Origin of the sequence: Fictibacillus terranigra, assembly GCF_030412265.1 — a bacterium.
Classification (GTDB): Bacteria; Bacillota; Bacilli; order Bacillales; family Fictibacillaceae; genus Fictibacillus_C; species Fictibacillus_C terrinigri.
Window position 1 is genome coordinate 413,420 of the sequence record NZ_JAUHLN010000003.1, and the last position, 16,355, is coordinate 429,774.

Below are 16,355 nucleotides of genomic sequence, written 5' to 3' on the forward strand. Positions count from 1 at the left end.
TTACACACAGCCCCTTATACCGGATTTTTTTGTAAACATTGTTTATACAATGCGCTTGTTTGCTGAGCAATTTCATTCCAGTTAAATACGGTTTCCGCTTCTCTTTTGCCGTTGATGGCGAGAGTGCGCCTTAACTGTTCATCTTGAGCAAGCGTCAGGACTGCCCATGCGAGACTTTCTGGATTACCGGGATAGATTTTAAGCCCGGTCTCTTCATGGCGGATAATGTCTTTCAATCCGCCGGTGTCTGTAACAACGGTAGCTTTTCCAGCCGCCATACCCTCCAGGGCGACTATACCAAACGGTTCATATAGGCTCGGAAACAGGGCAATATCGCATTCAGACAGCAGCCTGTTTCTGTCGTCATCGGATACAAAACCCGTGAAGGTGACATGTCCTTCCAGCCCTTCGTTATGAACCATGCTCCTGTACTCGTCAAGCATCGGGCCTTTTCCAGCGATGATAAACTTGATGCTGCCCATCCGCTGTTTAACAAGATGAGCTGCTTCGATGATCGTCTGAAATCCTTTTTCTTTTACAACTCGCCCTACAGAGAATACAAGGATTTCATGTGGATCCTTAAAACGGAATCCCTCGGTGACATCTTCTGTCTGAATCAATTCAGGATCGACGCCATTGGGCAAAATGTGTATCTTTTCTTCTGGCAATCTGAATACTCTAGCCACTTCCTCTTTCATATAAGGGCTGCACACGATTACTTCGCTTGCCTCATAGCAGAGTTCCCACTCTTTTTGATTGATCTCATACTGAAGATCATTATAAATGCCATTATTGCGGCCATGTTCAGTCGCATGGATCGTCGCAATCAGCGGGATGTTCAGTTCGTGCTTTAACCCTTTTGCAGCCACACTGACAAGCCAGTCGTGGGCATGGATGCAATCAAACTTTATTTTTTTGGCAAGCTCTCTCCCCTGATCGGCGATCGCCAGGTTGAGGCTGCCTGTCCAATGGAAGAACTCCTCTGTCTGAGGCTGGTTTGACCTTACTCGATAGACGTGTATTCCTTGGTTGATCTCATGTTCAGGGTATCCATCCACATGGCAAGTGACGACATGTACTTCGTTCCCTTGCCTAACAAGCGTCTTTGCCAGATCAAAGACATGCCTCGCGAGGCCTCCTACGACCATCGGAGGAAACTCCCACGATAACATCAGGATTTTTTGTTTTTCTTTTTCGGAATGCTGGTTGTATTGCTGCTGTATATAGAGGTCATGTGGAGTTTCAAAATAGCTCGTATCAATGCTTTTTAAAAATGGAAAATCTTTTTCAAAAACTTCGATTGATGCTGTAGTTTGAGGATTCTGCTTGAACAGTTCTTTGATGGTATGAAAACGTTCGATATGGGTTTTAAAACGCTCATTGGCGTATTGTGCCGACGTCTCATTGTCGACGATAAACGCCCAGTCTGAGCTGGCGGCAAGCATCCATTCCCTGATCATCTGTTTAACGTAACGCTTGGCAACAGGTGTCAGAGGAGAATGGAGAGCTACCGCTGAAATGATCTCTCTTTCACATTTATGCAGATGCCGATACATCCACGCGTTTTTCTCATTTAACCAAACCTCGCCGTATTCATTGCGCCCCCATGTTGAAAAAGAGGCGTGGACGGTTTCAAGGTCCTGGTAATGGCGATTAATAAACTCAGTAGGCGTTATCCATTCGACTCTGCCTAAGCTCGCTTTCTGAAACGCAGCGATCCAATCCGTACCCTCGAACCACCAGTGACCGAACAATTCTGCATCAAAGGGTGCCGTGATCAGATGCGGCGGGAAGCATTCGTGTTCTTTTTCGCTGAGACGGGCCTCAATCGTTTCTGTAAAATCCTCCGCATGCTGCTTTATTTTTCCTTCCGCCCATTCACGGACATAAATCTGTTTCTCTTCAACTTGGCCTGTAATGCGGTGATATTTGAGGCCAGTATCAATCCTGATTCCTTCAGGATGGATATGAGGAAGGATATAATCAAGCTCACGATTATAGGCGATATCCCGGTAAAACTCACGGTAATCAACGTCACCTGGATAACCCGTCATTGAGCTCCATACTTTTCCTGATATTTCACGGTTTCTTGGAAACAGTGCGACTCCATGCGGCGAAAAGACGGGGGAACCGATTCCTCTTGCAGATTTGGGGCTGCTGTTCAAGAGCGTTTGTTCATCAACAAATGTGTACAAGATTCCTTTTTGATGCAGCAATTTGTCAATGCCGGGAGTGTAGGCACATTCAGGAAGCCAGAAGCCTTTAGGTTTTTCACCAAAATGCTGTTCAAATGTGGAGATGCCCATGTCGATTTGAGCTTGCAGAGCTTCATGGGTTTGAACATAAGGCAAAAACGCGTGCGTTGCCGCTGTCGTGAAGCACTCCACCGCTCCTCGGGAATGAAAATGCTTGAAACCATTCAGCAGATTCTGATCCCATTTGAAGAACGTATCACGAATATTCTTATATCGTTCACTGTAAAATCGGATTACCTTTGCTTCTTCCCGATCGAGAGAGCGCACCTTTTCTTTTTTTATGAGATTTTCGGTGCTGTCCAAATACTCAAGATATCTCCTCTGAAGGACGGGGTCTGACAGCATTTCCATCACCGGCGGAGAAAAAGAAATATTCCAGGTGAATCCTTCAGGCTGTTGTTCAAGAACCCATAGCAGCGGGATGTACGTCTCTGTCATTGCTTCGAACACCCATCGTTCTTCAAGCCGGTTGGCCTCTCTATGTTTTACGTAAGGAAGATGGGCATGCAGGATAAATGTGAAATAGCCACTTTTCATCGATTGAAAGCTCCTATCTGATTTTTTGATAGTAAGAATAACTGCTGAAGTTCTCCATCCATTCTGGAACTTCCGCGTTGCCATTCTTCCAGTTCATCACGCTGCTGGTACGGTGTTCGTTCGATTGGTCCCTCGGTGTCTCAACCGGATTGGACCTAAGGACCGTAAAGAAGCTGCCATCAAACGTTCTCGTCCCGATGTCGATGACATACGAACGATCGGGTTCCAGGTGCTGAATAAACCAATTGTTGGTCATCTCCGGTATATCAATTTCAAAGTTTCGATGGGCGTTGTGCCCTTGGAATGTGATGTCTGTAACATCATAGATTTTCATTCGTTTAGGCAACTCACTCCATGGAGTTCTAAAATGGTGTTCAACCATCTTGCGCTTCATCGATGAAATGCTCCAGTAGACATAAATACTTGTGGGAGATTGAACCATGGCAAACAGTGTATCTTCATCAAATTCATACGGCATCACCCACTGGATGGTCTGTTCCTGTTTTGGGGGATCGGCGGGAATGGCTTGCTTCTCTTGCTTCTCTTTCTCGTCTTCCCTCACTTTTCCGGCTTCCTGGCGATATTTGTTCCACCGGTACTGGACTTTTCCGAGCGACATGTTCATCTTTTCGGCGATCTGCTGAAGGGTAAGGCCCTTTTCCTTCATTTTAACGATCTCATTAATCATTTTTTTCACCCCGGTCGTTTAGTAAAGACATAGGTCTAATCCATCTTGCAGAATAGTATTTATATGCCTCCCGATTAATTTGAAGTAATCGTATCATCACAAAATTCATTTCACAATAAACGAAATTTGTAGAAAAATGTAGGTTGCTTAGCATGTCTAATAGAATAGGCTGTGTAAATTTTTTGAAAACGTTTGCTTTACAAACTATTTGCAAAAAACTTTCGAAAACCGCCAATTTTCTACAAAATGCAAAGGATTTTTAAAGGCTCAACTGATGGAAGAAGGTATTTGTTTGTCGAATTTACACAAAAAGGCGGATGATTTGGCGAAAAATCTATTCTTCCTATGAATACTATGGTATAAAAATAAGTGGAATGTTTTTAAAAAAGGAGGATACTATGGAAATTATCATTTTTTCCCTATTGGCATTAGGAATCATTTTACTCGCCGTCTCGTTCCGTAAGGACAAAAGCAATAACCTGGAAGTGCAGCTGGAAAACTTCTCGATTCAATTGATGAAAGAAATGTATCAAGTGAAGAAAAAGCTCAAAGTGCTTGAAGATGAAATGATGATCAACGAGAAAGCTAAATAATTTGATTACGAGGGATTCATGATGACAAATAATACATTAAGAGGTTTCTCGGCCGGTATGATCCTGTCCGCCGGTTTAATAGCAATCGTTTATTTTACACAGGCACCGCCGGAGAAAGAAGCTGAATTAAATGATAATACAGTCAATACATACCTACACTCCAAAAATATGACCGCGATCACTACTGAAGAACTTCAAACCCTGAAAGCCAGCCGGGCTGCTGCAGCTCAAAAAACGAGTGCTCCTGCTCCTAAGGCAAAATCCGAGGAAAAAGTTGTCTACAATGCGACTGTGCACGTTTCCAGAGGAATGAGCACAGGAGAGGTTTGTGATTTTCTTGAGAAAGAGAAAATCATCAAAGACAGCAAATCGTTTCTAAAATACCTGCGCAGCCATAAACTCGAAGGAGAAGTCAGGTTTGGAACCTACAAGGTGAACAGCAAGATGGATTACAAAAAACTTGCAGATACCCTCACATAAGGTATAAACAAAGGGAGCCGGCTTTTACAGCTGGCTCCCTTTTTATTGGCTATTCATTTAAACCGTAGCGTTTACCCTTTACGAGAAAGATAATGTTTTCAGCGATATTCGTTGCATGATCTGCCGTTCTTTCGATATAACGGCAAACGAAAGATAACTGGGTGATCTGAGCGAGCGACTCAGGATGCTTCGTCATCAGCTCTAAAAGCTCCTGAATAATCTTGCCGTAAAGATCATCTACTGAATCATCTGTATCTGCAAGGTTTTTCGCCAGTACTACATCTTCATCAATGTATGCTCTGATGGAGTCCGAGAGCATGCCGATCGCGATGTCAGCCATCCTCGGAAGGTCAACAAGAGGCTTGATCAGAGGCTTTTCCCCGATCCGAATCGTTGATTTAGCGATGTTGACGGCAAAATCAGCCATTCGCTCAACATCGGAGGAAATCTTAATCGCTGCAATGATTCTTCGAAGATCTGAAGCGACAGGAGCCTGCTTGGCGATCAGCAGTATGGCCGCATCATTGATCTCGTCTTCAAGCTGGTTGATCCTCTGGTCGTTTTCAATGACTTCAAGTGCCTTGTCGACGTCTTGTTCTTTCAATGCTTCTATTGACTCTTTTAACGCAAACTCTGTTAATTCACCAATTTCAACGAGCATTTCTTTGAGTTCATTCAATTTGATCTGAAAGTTTTCACGTACTACCATTTCGCTTCACTCCTCAAGTTATTATCCAAAGCGGCCAGTTACATAGTCCTCAGTTCTTTTGTCAGAAGGAGCGGAAAAGATTTTGCTCGTATGAGCATATTCAATCAGTTCTCCCATCAAGAAAAACGCCGTACGGTCAGAAACTCTTGCCGCCTGCTGCATGTTGTGCGTAACCATAACGATGGAATAATCTTTTTTCAATTGAAGAGCGAGCTCCTCAATTTTAATGGTTGAGATCGGATCAAGCGCAGAAGTTGGCTCATCCATTAAGATGACATCGGGCTTAGTGGCGATGGCTCTGGCAATACACAAACGCTGCTGCTGGCCTCCTGACAACCCTAAAGCAGAAGTATTAAGACGATCCTTTACTTCATCCCACAAAAACACATCTCTTAAAGAACGTTCTACAATCTCATCCAATTTCCCTTTTTTCTTGAGTCCATGAATCTTAGGGCCGTACGCGACGTTTTCATAAATGGATTTTGGAAAAGGATTCGCTTTCTGAAACACCATGCCGACTTTTTTCCGCAGATCCACAAGGTCTACTTTTCCATTGATCAAGTTCTGATGGTCATAATTGATCTCACCGGACATCCTGACACCGGGGATATTTTGAATCATTAGATTAAGCGTTTTGATAAACGTTGATTTTCCGCATCCAGACGGGCCGATGATGGCTGTGATCTCATTATTGTAGATTGCGAAATCGATGTCTTTCAGCGCCAGATTTTTTCCGTACCATAAGTTTAAGTTCTTGATGTCAAAAACGGTTTTCTCTTCTGTCAATACTGCTTGTCCCATCATTATCCCCCTTATCCGAAGCGGCCTGTTATATAGTCTTCCGTATCCTTTTTCGATGGATTGGTAAAGATCTTGTCTGTTTGATCAAACTCAACCAGCACTCCGTTTAAGAAGAAGGCGGTCTTATCTGAAATACGTGAAGCCTGATGCATGTTGTGCGTCACAATAATAATGGTATATTCCTTTTTCAGTTCCATGATCAAGTCCTCTATCTTGGCATTAGAAATGGGATCCAATGCAGATGCCGGCTCATCAAGGAGCAGAATACTTGGCTTCATGGCGAGAGTTCTGGCAATACAAAGACGCTGCTGCTGGCCTCCTGAAAGGGAAAGCGCAGATTCATGAAGCCTGTCTTTTACCTCGTCCCATAAAGCTGCCTTGCGAAGGCTTTCTTCTACAATTACATCGAGCTTTTTCTTCGAACGGATACCATTAAACTTCAAAGCGTGCGTAATATTATTGTAAATGGATTTTGGAAATGGGTTAGGCTTTTGGAACACCATGCCGATTTCTTTCCGAAGAGCGACAACATTGATGTCATCTCCGATGAGGTTTACATCTTCATAGATGATTCCTCCGGTGCTCCGGGCGCCGGGAATCAGATCATTCATACGGTTAATGGAACGAAGAAACGTTGATTTTCCGCATCCGGACGGGCCGATCAGGGCTGTAACCGCATTTTTTTCAATGGAAAAACTGACGTCCTTTACTGCATGGTTGTCTCCGTAGTAAATATTCAGTTTTTTAATATTCAACGCAACCGGTTTGTTCTCTTTCTCTATGTTCGATTGTTTTGTTAATGGTTTTGAATCTTTTTTTTGTTCCATCACAATTTTCATGGTCCCCCACCTATTCTCTAACATTTATTTAGAAGCCGTTATCTTTTTGTGAACGGCACTGCCGATCCATCGGGCAAGCAAGTTAAAGATTAATACGGAGATGATCAGCACAGCCGATGATCCGTCTGCCACTTCACGCACATCCGGGATTAAGCCCTGTGTGTTCACAGCCCAAATATGCACAGCAAGTGTTTCGGCTGGACGGAACACGTTTAGAGGAGAAGTCGAATCGAACGGGTTCCAGTTTGAAAAATCAAGTGTTGGCGTGGTAAGTCCCGCTGTAAAGAGCAATGCTGCCGCTTCACCAAATACACGGCCTGATGCAAGAATCGCACCAGTTAGAATGCTTGGGAACGCTGCAGGCAGCAGAACGGTTTTGATCGTATGCCAGTGGGTGATGCCAAGAGCAAGACTTGCCTCTTTTTGATCTCTTTGAACCGTGCGAAGGGCATCTTCACAAACCCGAACCATAACGGGAAGGTTAAACACGGTAAGCGCAAGAGCACCTCCAAGAATGGAGTAACCCCAGCCTGTCAGATTAACAAACATCAATAATCCAAACATGCCAATAACAATTGAAGGCAATGAAGCCAATACTTCAATACACGTTCTGATCGCGTTCGTAAGCCTGCCTGGACGGGCATACTCCGCCATGTAAATACCGCCGCCAAGACCAAGCGGAACAGTGAACACCATAGTAAGGAACAAGATGTAGAACGAGTTAAACAGCTGGTTTCCGATTCCTCCGCCTGCTCTGAACGAGCTGGATGGCGAGGTTAAAAATTCAAGATTAAGCTTTGAAAATCCATGAAAGATAATATAGCCGAGCAGTCCCACTAGAACCGTAACAATGGTTGCTGCGATCAAGTAAAAAATAGAGGTAGCAATACGGTCTGTAACTTTGCTGTTCATTAGAACTGCCTCCTAGAAGAAAGATAACGAATTAAGATAATAAAGATAAATGACATCGCTAAAAGAATAAGTGCCAATGACCAGAGGACATTATTTTCAACACTTCCAAATGTGGTATGCCCCATGTTCAGCGTAATGATCGTCGTTAATGTAGCTGATGGATCAGTGATTGCAGATGGAAGTGTACGAACGTTGCCGATGACCATCTGAACAGCAAGTGCTTCACCGAACGCACGAGCCATCCCAAGAACAACCGCGGTCAAAAGGGTTGGCATAGCCGCAGGAATCAATACTCTCCAAATGGTTTGCCATCTTGTCGCACCAATCGCGTAGGAAGATTCTCTCAGACCTTTTGGCAGAGAACTCATCGCATCTGTCGCAATACTGGTAACCGTAGGCAGAATCATAATGGAAAGGACAATCATACCCGCAAGCAAACTGAATCCTTGTCCACCCACTGAGTCACGCAGGAACGGAACAAGAACGGAAAGGCCGATGAATCCATAAACAACAGATGGAATACCAACGAGTAATTCAATGACTGGCTGAAGGATCTTTTTTCCCCAGGAAGGCGCAATTTCCGTCATAAAGATCGCACCGCCGATACCGAGTGGAGCTGCGATTAGAGCAGATAAAAAAGTAACAGCAAAAGAACCTACTATAAATGGAACGGCACCATACGCCGGACTCTCTGCATTGGTTGGATTCCAGTTCGTGCTGGTTAGAAATTCATATAAACTTACCCCATTATTAAAGAAGGCTTGTAAACCTTTCGTACCCAGGAAAATCGTAATGGAAATCGTGGCAGTGATGATGATGAGCGCACTGATTAATACGATGGATTTCCCCCGCAATTCCATTTGGAGTAAAGATTTATTTGATTTTTTTAGCAGCCTTTGACTGGCTGTCATTGTCTTGTTATCCATTTTTCGTACCTCCCCAAAACGCCCTAACAGGGTAAATATCCACTTCTACGGGGACACTTACCCTGATTTAGGCCTCTTAACTTTCTGTTTGGTTATTACTTTTTCGTAATTTTCCCTTGAGCATCACGTTTAACTTCCATTTTGCTAGCAGGGATATATCCTTGATCAGGGACAAGTTTATTTTGAATCTCATCGCTCATTAAATAATCAAGGAACTGTTTTTCTAAGCCTTTTGGCTCTCCTTTAGTGTAAGAGTGCTCGTAAGCCCAAATTGGGAATTTACCTGTTTGTACGTTTTCATCAGTTGGTTTAACTCCGTCGATGCTAAGTGGTGTTACACCGCTGTTATCTGTGAAGTAAGAGAAAGCAAGGTATCCGATCGCACCAGGAGTTTCTTTGATCAGCTTTTGAACCGTGTTTGAAGAATCTTCTGTAGCTGCGCCTTCAACAGGTGCGTTGCCGTCAAGAGCGTATTTTACGAAAGTAGCACGAGTACCAGAAGAATCAGGACGGTTGATTAGAGCAATCTTTTGGTCTTTTCCGCCGAGCTCTTTCCAGTTCTTTACTTTTCCTGTAAATACTTTAATCAGATCTTTTTTAGAAATATCTTTGATGCCTACTTCCGGGTTAACTGCTGCAGACATACCAACAACAGCAACTTGGTGATCTTTAAGCTTGTCAGCTGGGATTCCTTCTTTTTCTTCAGCAAAAACATCTGAGTTACCGATCTTAACAGCACCTTCAGCAACTTGGCTCAAACCAGTACCGCTTCCGCCTGCTTGTACTTGGATATCAGCGTCAGGGTTTTCTTGAGTGAATTGTTCTGCTGCTGCTGCAACAAGCGGCTGCATTGCACTTGAACCAGAGATTACGATGGATCCAGATGCTTTTTTGCCATCCTTATTTCCATCTGTTGAAGCACCTTCATTGTTTTTGTTTCCACATGCTGTAGCGAACACGAGGAGCATAGCCAATACTGCTAAAAGGTAAGCGGATTTCATTTTCTTCATTGTTTTAGATCCCCCTAGAATGATTTTAAAAGAATTTTGCATTTGATAGAGATTTTGCTTATTCGGTATGTCCTTGTCTCTATCGCACACCCCCAACAAGTTCTGTTAATCACTTCACAATATTAGAATAAGCGACGATTATTAACGCTGTTTGAATGGAATGTAAAGAGATTGTAAATAAAACAAGACTACAGTACTATGTTTTTCTAACTAGAATGAATTATACAAATGAAAAAACGCGCCCAAAGGACGCGTTCTTTCTTCATCTTATCTAGTTATTTTTTCTTATTTCCGTCTTTTTTCAGCTTAAAGTATTCATCTAGAGCAGCTGCACCGATCTCATTGTTGATCGAGCCTTCACGTACATTTGGCACGACAACGGCAAAAGCAACTTCCGGATGATTATACGGTGCATAACCGATCAGTGTTTTGTTGTTTAAACCGGATTTCGTATCCACCTCGGCCGTTCCGGTCTTGCCTGCCGGGTTATAAGACTTATGTTTGAAAAAGGCTGCCGCCGTTCCCCTGCTGCCGACCATAACCTGTCGGAATCCTTGATGAACAACATCAAGGTATTCTTGCTTCATTTCAATTTTGTTCATGACATTTGGTTCAAACTTATAGACGAGTTTACCCATTTTACCCGGCTGAACTGACGGTTCACGAACCTCTTTCAGGAGATGAGGCTGCATACGGTATCCATTATTGGCAATGGTGGAGACATATTGAGCCATCTGAAGAGGTGTATACGTATCGAACTGTCCAATCGAAAAGAACATAGCCTGTGCCAATTGGTCACTCATACCTGTGTTATAACCGGTTGCTTCAGAAGGGAGATCGATCCCGGTCGGAACACCAAGACCGAACTGGCTGTATGAATCCCTTAATACTTTAAATGCTTCGTCCACATGGCGGTCAATATAACGCTTATGTGAATAGTCATATCCGGCAAGCTTCATGGCAATATTCCACATATAAACATTCGAGGAAGCTTCCAGTGCTTTTACCGGACCGATGCTTCCCAAGTTTTCGTGGGATTTCATCTTTCTTCCGTCTCCAAACGTCAGCGGTGCATCGTAAAAATGAGTGTTTGGTGTGATGGCACCCTGCTGGAGACCCGTTAGTACTGTTGCTCCTTTAACCGCAGAACCCATGGCGAAGGAATTATACACCGTTCCAAATGGGGCATTCTTGTACTTCCCTGTCTTTTTATCATATTCTTTACCTGCCATGGAAAGCACTTCACCATTCTCCGGATTCAGCATCACCACATATGCTTCCGTCAAATCACGATTTGCGTAAGCTGACCCTCCGGACTTGGCTTTCTTCAGTTCTTTTTCAATAATTTGTTCGACTTTTTGCTGAAGCTGCATGTTAATGGTAAGTATCAGGTCCTTCCCCCTGGAACCTTCCACTTCAACCGGATCGCCTACCGGGTTGCCCGATTTGTCTGTGACAAACTGCATTTTTGACTTTTGTCCCCTAAGCAATGATTCATACTGCTGTTCAAGAAAACTCGTTCCTACTAAATCATTGCGTTCGTTTCCCCGAGAAATGTAATAATCCATTTTACTCTGAGGGATCTGTTTTACCTGTCCAAAAAGAGCTTTGAACGTGTCGCCATATGGATATGCCCGCTTGGCATCAGGTTTGATATCCACCCCCGGCAATTCACCCAAATGCTCACTTATCTCCGCGATCTCTTTTTGCGTGGCGCCGATTTTAATTCGCTGAGGCGTCAGGGCGTATCCCCTGTCCATCTCCCGCTTAATGGCCAGTACCCCGATCTGTTGGGGAGTAAAGCTATTCAGATCCTTCTTTGTTATCCGATCCAGCATCAGGTTGTAATAATCATCATCGCTGAGACCTTTTTTCTCTTTTTTACTGATCCTGCTTTCTACTTCCTTCTTGTTTAAAAAGATAAAATAATCTTTCTTGTCCCGTTCTGTCACACTTTTTGTATCCTTTTGAATATAGCGCGCCAGTTTTTTTGCGACGGCCTGCCGATCCTCGGGACTCGTTTTTTGTGTTCGTGTATACGTAATAGAATAAAGAGGCTTATTATCCACCACGACCCGGTCCTGCGTGTCGAACATCTTTCCTCTCGGTGCATCAAGCCTTGCAGTTACGTTTTCTTTTTTGTCCGCCGATCGATGATACTCTTCACCCTGAACTATCTGTACATAACCCAGCCTGAAGATCAATACCGAAAACAAAAAGAACACGGCAAGAAACAGCGCATTCAAACGCATCGGTACATGATTTCTTTTCTTTTTTTCTTTAGTCATTCATTCCACCCTTACTTATGTATGGAAATCGTCGTTTCCATTTTCGACAAATTGATTTACTAAAATAATTTTAACAGTTAATCAATGTTTCCGAAAGAAAAATGTCATATCCTAGTTCGATCTTCCGTGTCTTTATTGTGCTGTGAATAGTTCGCCAGAATGTCTTTTTTTTGAAGGGTGGGAAACCGTATGGAACGTACGCAAAAATAAATGATAAAATGTCCTGCTCCTAAAACAGGAAGCAGTACGGGAATACAATAGTCTCCGTTAAAATAAGTTATGGTTACCATTAAAACCACAATGGAAAGAATTCGTCCTGCGTTTAAGTGCAATTCCCTTACCACAATATATTCTACCCGCATCGGTCCCGCGTTTTCCGACCGGCCGATCACATCGTAAGTCAGTGATACATAGGGAACAAGAAGCAAAGGGTAAGCGATCGAAATTACGACTCCATAAAAGAGAAGCAGGGGAAACGTCACTTTCAGCAGAAAAAGGAAAGGCGACAGGAAAAGGATCAATCCGCCAGCAAAGATTGATTTTTTTCTCCGTTCTTTGGTCATCATCCGTGAAACGATAAAATAACCGACGAACGATACGGCAGATTGAACAAGCCCAAAAGTTCCGAGCGCAAATTCACTGTCTGAAATGATGTACACCCAAATAACAATTAAAAAAACGAACGTCCCTTCCCTGAAACCCTGAAAAAAGTGGGCATTTAAAATGCGTCCCCAATTTATGTTGGTTGTCCTTGATTTCAATACCTGCCAGACAAAAAACTTCCCCTCTGCCTTCTGCCTGCTCAAGAAAAAACTTATGACGACCGCAGTGAAAAATAAGACCAATGAAATGCTGAAGATGATGCGATACCCCGTAAACTTATCCAGCTGGGAAATTAAAAATCCCGAGGTCATCGGGCCGACCATCCCTGATAGAGAGGTGAGCACGCCAAGATAGCCATTAAAATTATCCCGTGTATCCGGTTCTGTCACTTCAAAGGTTAGGACATTAAAAGCGAGCCAATAAAAGCCAAGCCCGGCACCGAGCAGGCCGCCCAGTATAAGCAGGTAGTCACTTGCCTCTTTTCCGAGAAAAAGTACATATAAATAAAAAAAGGATAAAATGGTAACACCGATCCGAAGTACAATCACCCGGTCAATTTTTTTCGTGAGCTTCCCTGCAATAAAAAAGGCAACCGGCTGAATGCACACAATCGACAAATTATAGAGAGCAATATCCTTCAGCTCACCCGATTGTTTCCACAAATAAATGTTAACAAATGTATTAGACAGCGCCGTACTCAATGAAAACAGCCCGCCTACGACAAGCAGCAATAACAGTTCTTTCTTTCTGTCCGTGTCTCCAAACAAATTGAACTTCATTTTGTTCTCGCCCCTTTGCAATTCACATGTAGTTTTCACAACTTGAAAGGGGCTATTCGCCAATCAGAGAATTGGTTTTTATTGTATATCGGTAAATTAAAAACCGGCCAGTGTCTTTTTAAAAAGACACTGGCCGGTCCATGTAGCATTATTTTGCTTCGTTATAGCGTTTTTCAACTTCATCCCAGTTTACTACGTTCCAGAAAGCATTGATGTAGTCAGGACGCTTGTTTTGATACTTCAAGTAATAGGCATGCTCCCAAACATCAAGGCCCAAAATCGGGGTTTTGCCTTCCATCACAGGGTTATCCTGGTTTGGTGTGCTTGTTACTTCAAGCTCACCGTTATTAACGACTAACCAAGCCCATCCGGATCCGAAACGGCCTTTAGCGGCATTTGCAAATTGTTCCTTGAATACATCAAGGCTTCCAAATTTGCTGTTGATGCGTTCAGCTACTTCACCAGTAGGTTCGTTGGATCCGCCTGGCTTCAGGATCTCCCAGAATAAGCTGTGGTTCGCATGGCCGCCGCCATTGTTTCGAACAGCAGTGCGGATGTTCTCAGGAAGTGAATCCAGGTTAGAGAGAAGCTCCTCGAGGCCTTTGCTTTCAAACTCAGCTTGGCCTTCAAGCGCTGCGTTCAAGTTATCCACATACGTTTTGTGGTGACGATCGTGGTGAATATTCATTGTAGTTTCATCGATGTGTGGTTCTAGTGCATTTGCAGCATAAGGTAAAGCAGGCAGTTCAAACTTTGCCATGTTAATCTCCTCCTTGGTATGTAAGCATTTTTTATATTTCATTTTGGAGAAAAAACCCCAAAATTGAAAACATAGTTAAGCAACAATAATGTTTAATAAGTATCCCAACTCATACATTATCAGATTTACCCGGAACTTTCAACGATTTAACCCTTTTTAATCCAAAGCTTATTATGTACATTTCGTGATGCCTTTTATCCCCGTGTCGTTAGAATTGTACGGCTTTTTTGTACAAACAAAAAACCTTCACCATGAATGGTGAAGGTTGGATATGTATGAACATGGTGGCTCGAGACGGAATCGAACCGCCGACACGAGGATTTTCAGTCCTCTGCTCTACCGACTGAGCTATCGAGCCAAGATTTAGTATTTCTGTCCGTCGGTCCCTGTCTCTTCCTCTACAAGTGAAGCTGACGCTGGGTATCCGTCGAGACAACTCGCCGCCTAATCACGATGTGTTGCTCGTGACTGAGCTATCGAGCCAAGATTTAGTATTTCTGTCCGTCGGTCCCTGTCTCTTCCTCTACAAGTGAAGCTGACGCTGGGTATCCGTCGAGACAACTCGCCGCCTAATCACGATGTGTTGCTCGTGACTGAGCTATCGAACAAAATTGGTTGCGGGGACAGGATTTGAACCTGCGACCTTTGGGTTATGAGCCCAACGAGCTACCAGACTGCTCCACCCCGCGATGATATGAAAGGTTGTGGACGATGCCGTCCATGTGTGTCGTCTCTTCCTCTACTAGTTAACCTTGATGTGTATCCGTCGAGACAAGCCAGCTTAGATGTTATATATCAACGCCGCAGGCTTGCTCCACCCCGCGATGATATGAAAGGTTGTGGACGATGCCGTCCATGTGTGTTGTCTCTTCCTCTACTAGTTAACTTTGAAGTGTATCCGTCGAGACAAGCCAGCTTAGATGTTATATCAACGCCGCAGGCTTGCTCCACCCCGCGATGATATGAAAGGTTGTGGACGATGTGTCCGAGTATATGACTGTCTCTTCCTCTGCGTGCATTTTCTTGGAGGTTCAAGCGTCGAGACAAGTGAGCAATTATTCAAATAAAAAATGGAGGAGGTAGAGGGATTCGAACCCCCGCGGGCTTTTACACCCCTGTCGGTTTTCAAGACCGATCCCTTCAGCCGGACTTGGGTATACCTCCACTTGAAGAAAAATGGTGGACCCTGTAGGACTCGAACCTACGACCAATCGGTTATGAGCCGACCGCTCTGACCAACTGAGCTAAGGGTCCATGTGGTAAAGTTGAATATATGGGTATGTATGTAAGAAATGGGGCGACCGATGGGAATCGAACCCACGAATGCCGGAACCACAATCCGGTGCGTTAACCACTTCGCCACGATCGCCATCGCCTAAAAAATATGGTAGCGGCGGAGGGAGTCGAACCCACGACCTCACGGGTATGAACCGTACGCTCTAGCCAGCTGAGCTACACCGCCATATTTTGGCTCCACAGGTAGGACTCGAACCTACGACCGATCGGTTAACAGCCGATAGCTCTACCACTGAGCTACTGTGGAACAATATGCTGTCCTCTTAGGGACAAGAATTACTATACCATTTTTCCGCTATGTAAGTCAACCTTTTTTTCGCTTTTTGCGAAATACCTTGGTGAGACAGACATAAATATAGCACGTCCCCAACATTATAGCAAGCCATTTTTTAAATTACGACAAATAGGAAATATCCAATCATGACCGCCTGAATGATGACTTTAGCAACAGTACCCCCCAAGAAACCAAGGACAGATCCAAATCCCACCTTTACGGATTCTCCCATTGATTTGCGCCCGATCAGCAATTCCGCAAGGAATGCACCTAAAAACGGGCCGGCGATGATACCGGCTACAGGTATGATAAAAGGGCCGACGAGCAAACCCATCGTACTTCCCCAGATGGCCGCTTTAGACCCTCCCCTTCTTTTTACACCGTACAAATTGCTGAAGTAATCGACAACGAACAAACTCGCCAGCAAAAATACTTGAACTGCGATAAAGAAGACCGTGAATGGCTGAAAGGAGTAAAAGATACCGTAAAGCACGAACCCGAGCACCATAAAAAGAGCTCCAGGCAGAATGGGAAAAATCAAGGCGGCAAATGCCAGGAGAAATGACACGCCGATCAATATCCAATAAAGAAAATCCAAAATAATG

General features: G+C 43.9%; 14 protein-coding genes and 7 tRNA genes. 2 read left to right on the forward strand and 19 right to left on the reverse strand.

Annotated features, from left to right (window positions below; genetic code table 11):
• Window positions 1-14: 14 nt before the first annotated feature.
• Entirely contained in the window at window positions 15-2,792 is a 2,778-nt protein-coding gene (locus tag QYF49_RS17385; RefSeq protein WP_290400862.1) for a 1,4-alpha-glucan branching protein domain-containing protein, read from the reverse strand.
• 13 nt (window positions 2,793-2,805) lie between these two features.
• On the reverse strand, window positions 2,806-3,480 hold the full coding sequence (locus tag QYF49_RS17390) for a DUF4912 domain-containing protein (RefSeq protein WP_290400863.1): 675 nt from the start codon (window positions 3,478-3,480) through the stop codon (window positions 2,806-2,808).
• Window positions 3,481-3,878: 398 nt separating this feature from the next.
• Here QYF49_RS17390 and QYF49_RS17395 point away from each other — a divergent pair, with 398 nt between their 5' ends.
• Window positions 3,879-4,073 (forward strand): hypothetical protein, encoded by a 195-nt coding sequence (locus QYF49_RS17395; RefSeq protein ID WP_290400864.1) that lies wholly within the window; start codon window positions 3,879-3,881, stop codon window positions 4,071-4,073.
• Window positions 4,074-4,091: 18 nt separating this feature from the next.
• Window positions 4,092-4,553: a hypothetical protein gene (locus QYF49_RS17400; RefSeq protein WP_290400865.1), complete on the forward strand. Its 462-nt coding sequence runs from the start codon at window positions 4,092-4,094 to the stop codon at window positions 4,551-4,553.
• Window positions 4,554-4,602: 49 nt separating this feature from the next.
• On the opposite strand, the gene phoU is transcribed toward QYF49_RS17400, so the two are convergent.
• The 17 genes from phoU to QYF49_RS17485 all read right to left on the reverse strand — a co-directional run bounded on the left by phoU (window position 4,603) and on the right by QYF49_RS17485 (window position 16,348).
• Complete coding sequence (gene phoU / locus QYF49_RS17405) at window positions 4,603-5,262, reverse strand: phosphate signaling complex protein PhoU (protein WP_290400866.1); 660 nt, start codon at window positions 5,260-5,262, stop codon at window positions 4,603-4,605.
• Window positions 5,263-5,283: 21 nt separating this feature from the next.
• Window positions 5,284-6,066 (reverse strand): phosphate ABC transporter ATP-binding protein PstB, encoded by a 783-nt coding sequence (gene pstB, locus QYF49_RS17410; RefSeq protein WP_290400867.1) that lies wholly within the window; start codon window positions 6,064-6,066, stop codon window positions 5,284-5,286.
• An 8-nt stretch (window positions 6,067-6,074) separates the two neighbouring features.
• The gene (pstB, locus tag QYF49_RS17415) at window positions 6,075-6,902 is read right to left on the reverse strand and encodes a phosphate ABC transporter ATP-binding protein PstB (RefSeq protein ID WP_290400868.1); all 828 of its coding nucleotides are present in this window, start codon (window positions 6,900-6,902) and stop codon (window positions 6,075-6,077) included.
• Between the two features lie 24 nt (window positions 6,903-6,926).
• On the reverse strand, window positions 6,927-7,814 hold the full coding sequence (gene pstA, locus QYF49_RS17420) for a phosphate ABC transporter permease PstA (protein WP_290400869.1): 888 nt from the start codon (window positions 7,812-7,814) through the stop codon (window positions 6,927-6,929).
• Window positions 7,814-8,725, reverse strand: a complete 912-nt coding sequence (gene pstC, locus QYF49_RS17425) for a phosphate ABC transporter permease subunit PstC (protein ID WP_425589603.1) — start codon at window positions 8,723-8,725, stop codon at window positions 7,814-7,816. Before pstC ends, pstA begins: the two co-directional genes overlap by 1 nt.
• A 110-nt stretch (window positions 8,726-8,835) precedes the next feature.
• Window positions 8,836-9,750: a phosphate ABC transporter substrate-binding protein gene (locus QYF49_RS17430; protein WP_290400871.1), complete on the reverse strand. Its 915-nt coding sequence runs from the start codon at window positions 9,748-9,750 to the stop codon at window positions 8,836-8,838.
• 275 nt (window positions 9,751-10,025) lie between these two features.
• Entirely contained in the window at window positions 10,026-12,038 is a 2,013-nt protein-coding gene (locus QYF49_RS17435) for a peptidoglycan D,D-transpeptidase FtsI family protein (RefSeq protein WP_290400872.1), read from the reverse strand.
• Between the two features lie 104 nt (window positions 12,039-12,142).
• On the reverse strand, window positions 12,143-13,420 hold the full coding sequence (locus tag QYF49_RS17440; RefSeq protein ID WP_290400873.1) for an MFS transporter: 1,278 nt from the start codon (window positions 13,418-13,420) through the stop codon (window positions 12,143-12,145).
• A gap of 148 nt (window positions 13,421-13,568) precedes the next feature.
• A complete protein-coding gene (locus tag QYF49_RS17445) occupies window positions 13,569-14,180 on the reverse strand; it encodes a superoxide dismutase (RefSeq protein ID WP_290400874.1) in 612 nt (203 codons plus the stop codon).
• 282 nt (window positions 14,181-14,462) lie between these two features.
• A tRNA-Phe gene (locus QYF49_RS17450) sits at window positions 14,463-14,538 on the reverse strand.
• Window positions 14,539-14,792: 254 nt separating this feature from the next.
• Window positions 14,793-14,869 (reverse strand) — tRNA-Met (locus QYF49_RS17455).
• A 382-nt stretch (window positions 14,870-15,251) separates the two neighbouring features.
• Window positions 15,252-15,344 (reverse strand) — tRNA-Ser (locus tag QYF49_RS17460).
• 13 nt (window positions 15,345-15,357) lie between these two features.
• Window positions 15,358-15,434, reverse strand: a tRNA-Ile gene (locus tag QYF49_RS17465).
• Window positions 15,435-15,473: 39 nt separating this feature from the next.
• A tRNA-His gene (locus tag QYF49_RS17470) sits at window positions 15,474-15,549 on the reverse strand.
• Window positions 15,550-15,565: 16 nt separating this feature from the next.
• Window positions 15,566-15,642 (reverse strand) — tRNA-Met (locus QYF49_RS17475).
• Window positions 15,643-15,648: 6 nt separating this feature from the next.
• Window positions 15,649-15,723 (reverse strand) — tRNA-Asn (locus QYF49_RS17480).
• 142 nt (window positions 15,724-15,865) lie between these two features.
• The gene (locus QYF49_RS17485; RefSeq protein WP_290400875.1) at window positions 15,866-16,348 is read right to left on the reverse strand and encodes a DUF456 domain-containing protein; all 483 of its coding nucleotides are present in this window, start codon (window positions 16,346-16,348) and stop codon (window positions 15,866-15,868) included.
• Window positions 16,349-16,355 lie beyond the last annotated feature (7 nt).

What these genes read in the sequence shown, in the direction of transcription:
- QYF49_RS17385 (WP_290400862.1), bottom strand. Translation starts at nt 2,792, where the DNA reads ATGAAAAGTGGCTATTTCACATTTATCCTGCATGCCCATCTTCCTTAC.
- QYF49_RS17390 (WP_290400863.1), bottom strand. Translation starts at nt 3,480, where the DNA reads ATGATTAATGAGATCGTTAAAATGAAGGAAAAGGGCCTTACCCTTCAG.
- QYF49_RS17395 (WP_290400864.1), top strand. Translation starts at nt 3,879, where the DNA reads ATGGAAATTATCATTTTTTCCCTATTGGCATTAGGAATCATTTTACTC.
- QYF49_RS17400 (WP_290400865.1), top strand. Translation starts at nt 4,092, where the DNA reads ATGATGACAAATAATACATTAAGAGGTTTCTCGGCCGGTATGATCCTG.
- phoU (WP_290400866.1), bottom strand. Translation starts at nt 5,262, where the DNA reads ATGGTAGTACGTGAAAACTTTCAGATCAAATTGAATGAACTCAAAGAA.
- pstB (WP_290400867.1), bottom strand. Translation starts at nt 6,066, where the DNA reads ATGATGGGACAAGCAGTATTGACAGAAGAGAAAACCGTTTTTGACATC.
- pstB (WP_290400868.1), bottom strand. Translation starts at nt 6,902, where the DNA reads ATGAAAATTGTGATGGAACAAAAAAAAGATTCAAAACCATTAACAAAA.
- pstA (WP_290400869.1), bottom strand. Translation starts at nt 7,814, where the DNA reads ATGAACAGCAAAGTTACAGACCGTATTGCTACCTCTATTTTTTACTTG.
- pstC (WP_425589603.1), bottom strand. Translation starts at nt 8,725, where the DNA reads ATGACAGCCAGTCAAAGGCTGCTAAAAAAATCAAATAAATCTTTACTC.
- QYF49_RS17430 (WP_290400871.1), bottom strand. Translation starts at nt 9,750, where the DNA reads ATGAAGAAAATGAAATCCGCTTACCTTTTAGCAGTATTGGCTATGCTC.
- QYF49_RS17435 (WP_290400872.1), bottom strand. Translation starts at nt 12,038, where the DNA reads ATGACTAAAGAAAAAAAGAAAAGAAATCATGTACCGATGCGTTTGAAT.
- QYF49_RS17440 (WP_290400873.1), bottom strand. Translation starts at nt 13,420, where the DNA reads ATGAAGTTCAATTTGTTTGGAGACACGGACAGAAAGAAAGAACTGTTA.
- QYF49_RS17445 (WP_290400874.1), bottom strand. Translation starts at nt 14,180, where the DNA reads ATGGCAAAGTTTGAACTGCCTGCTTTACCTTATGCTGCAAATGCACTA.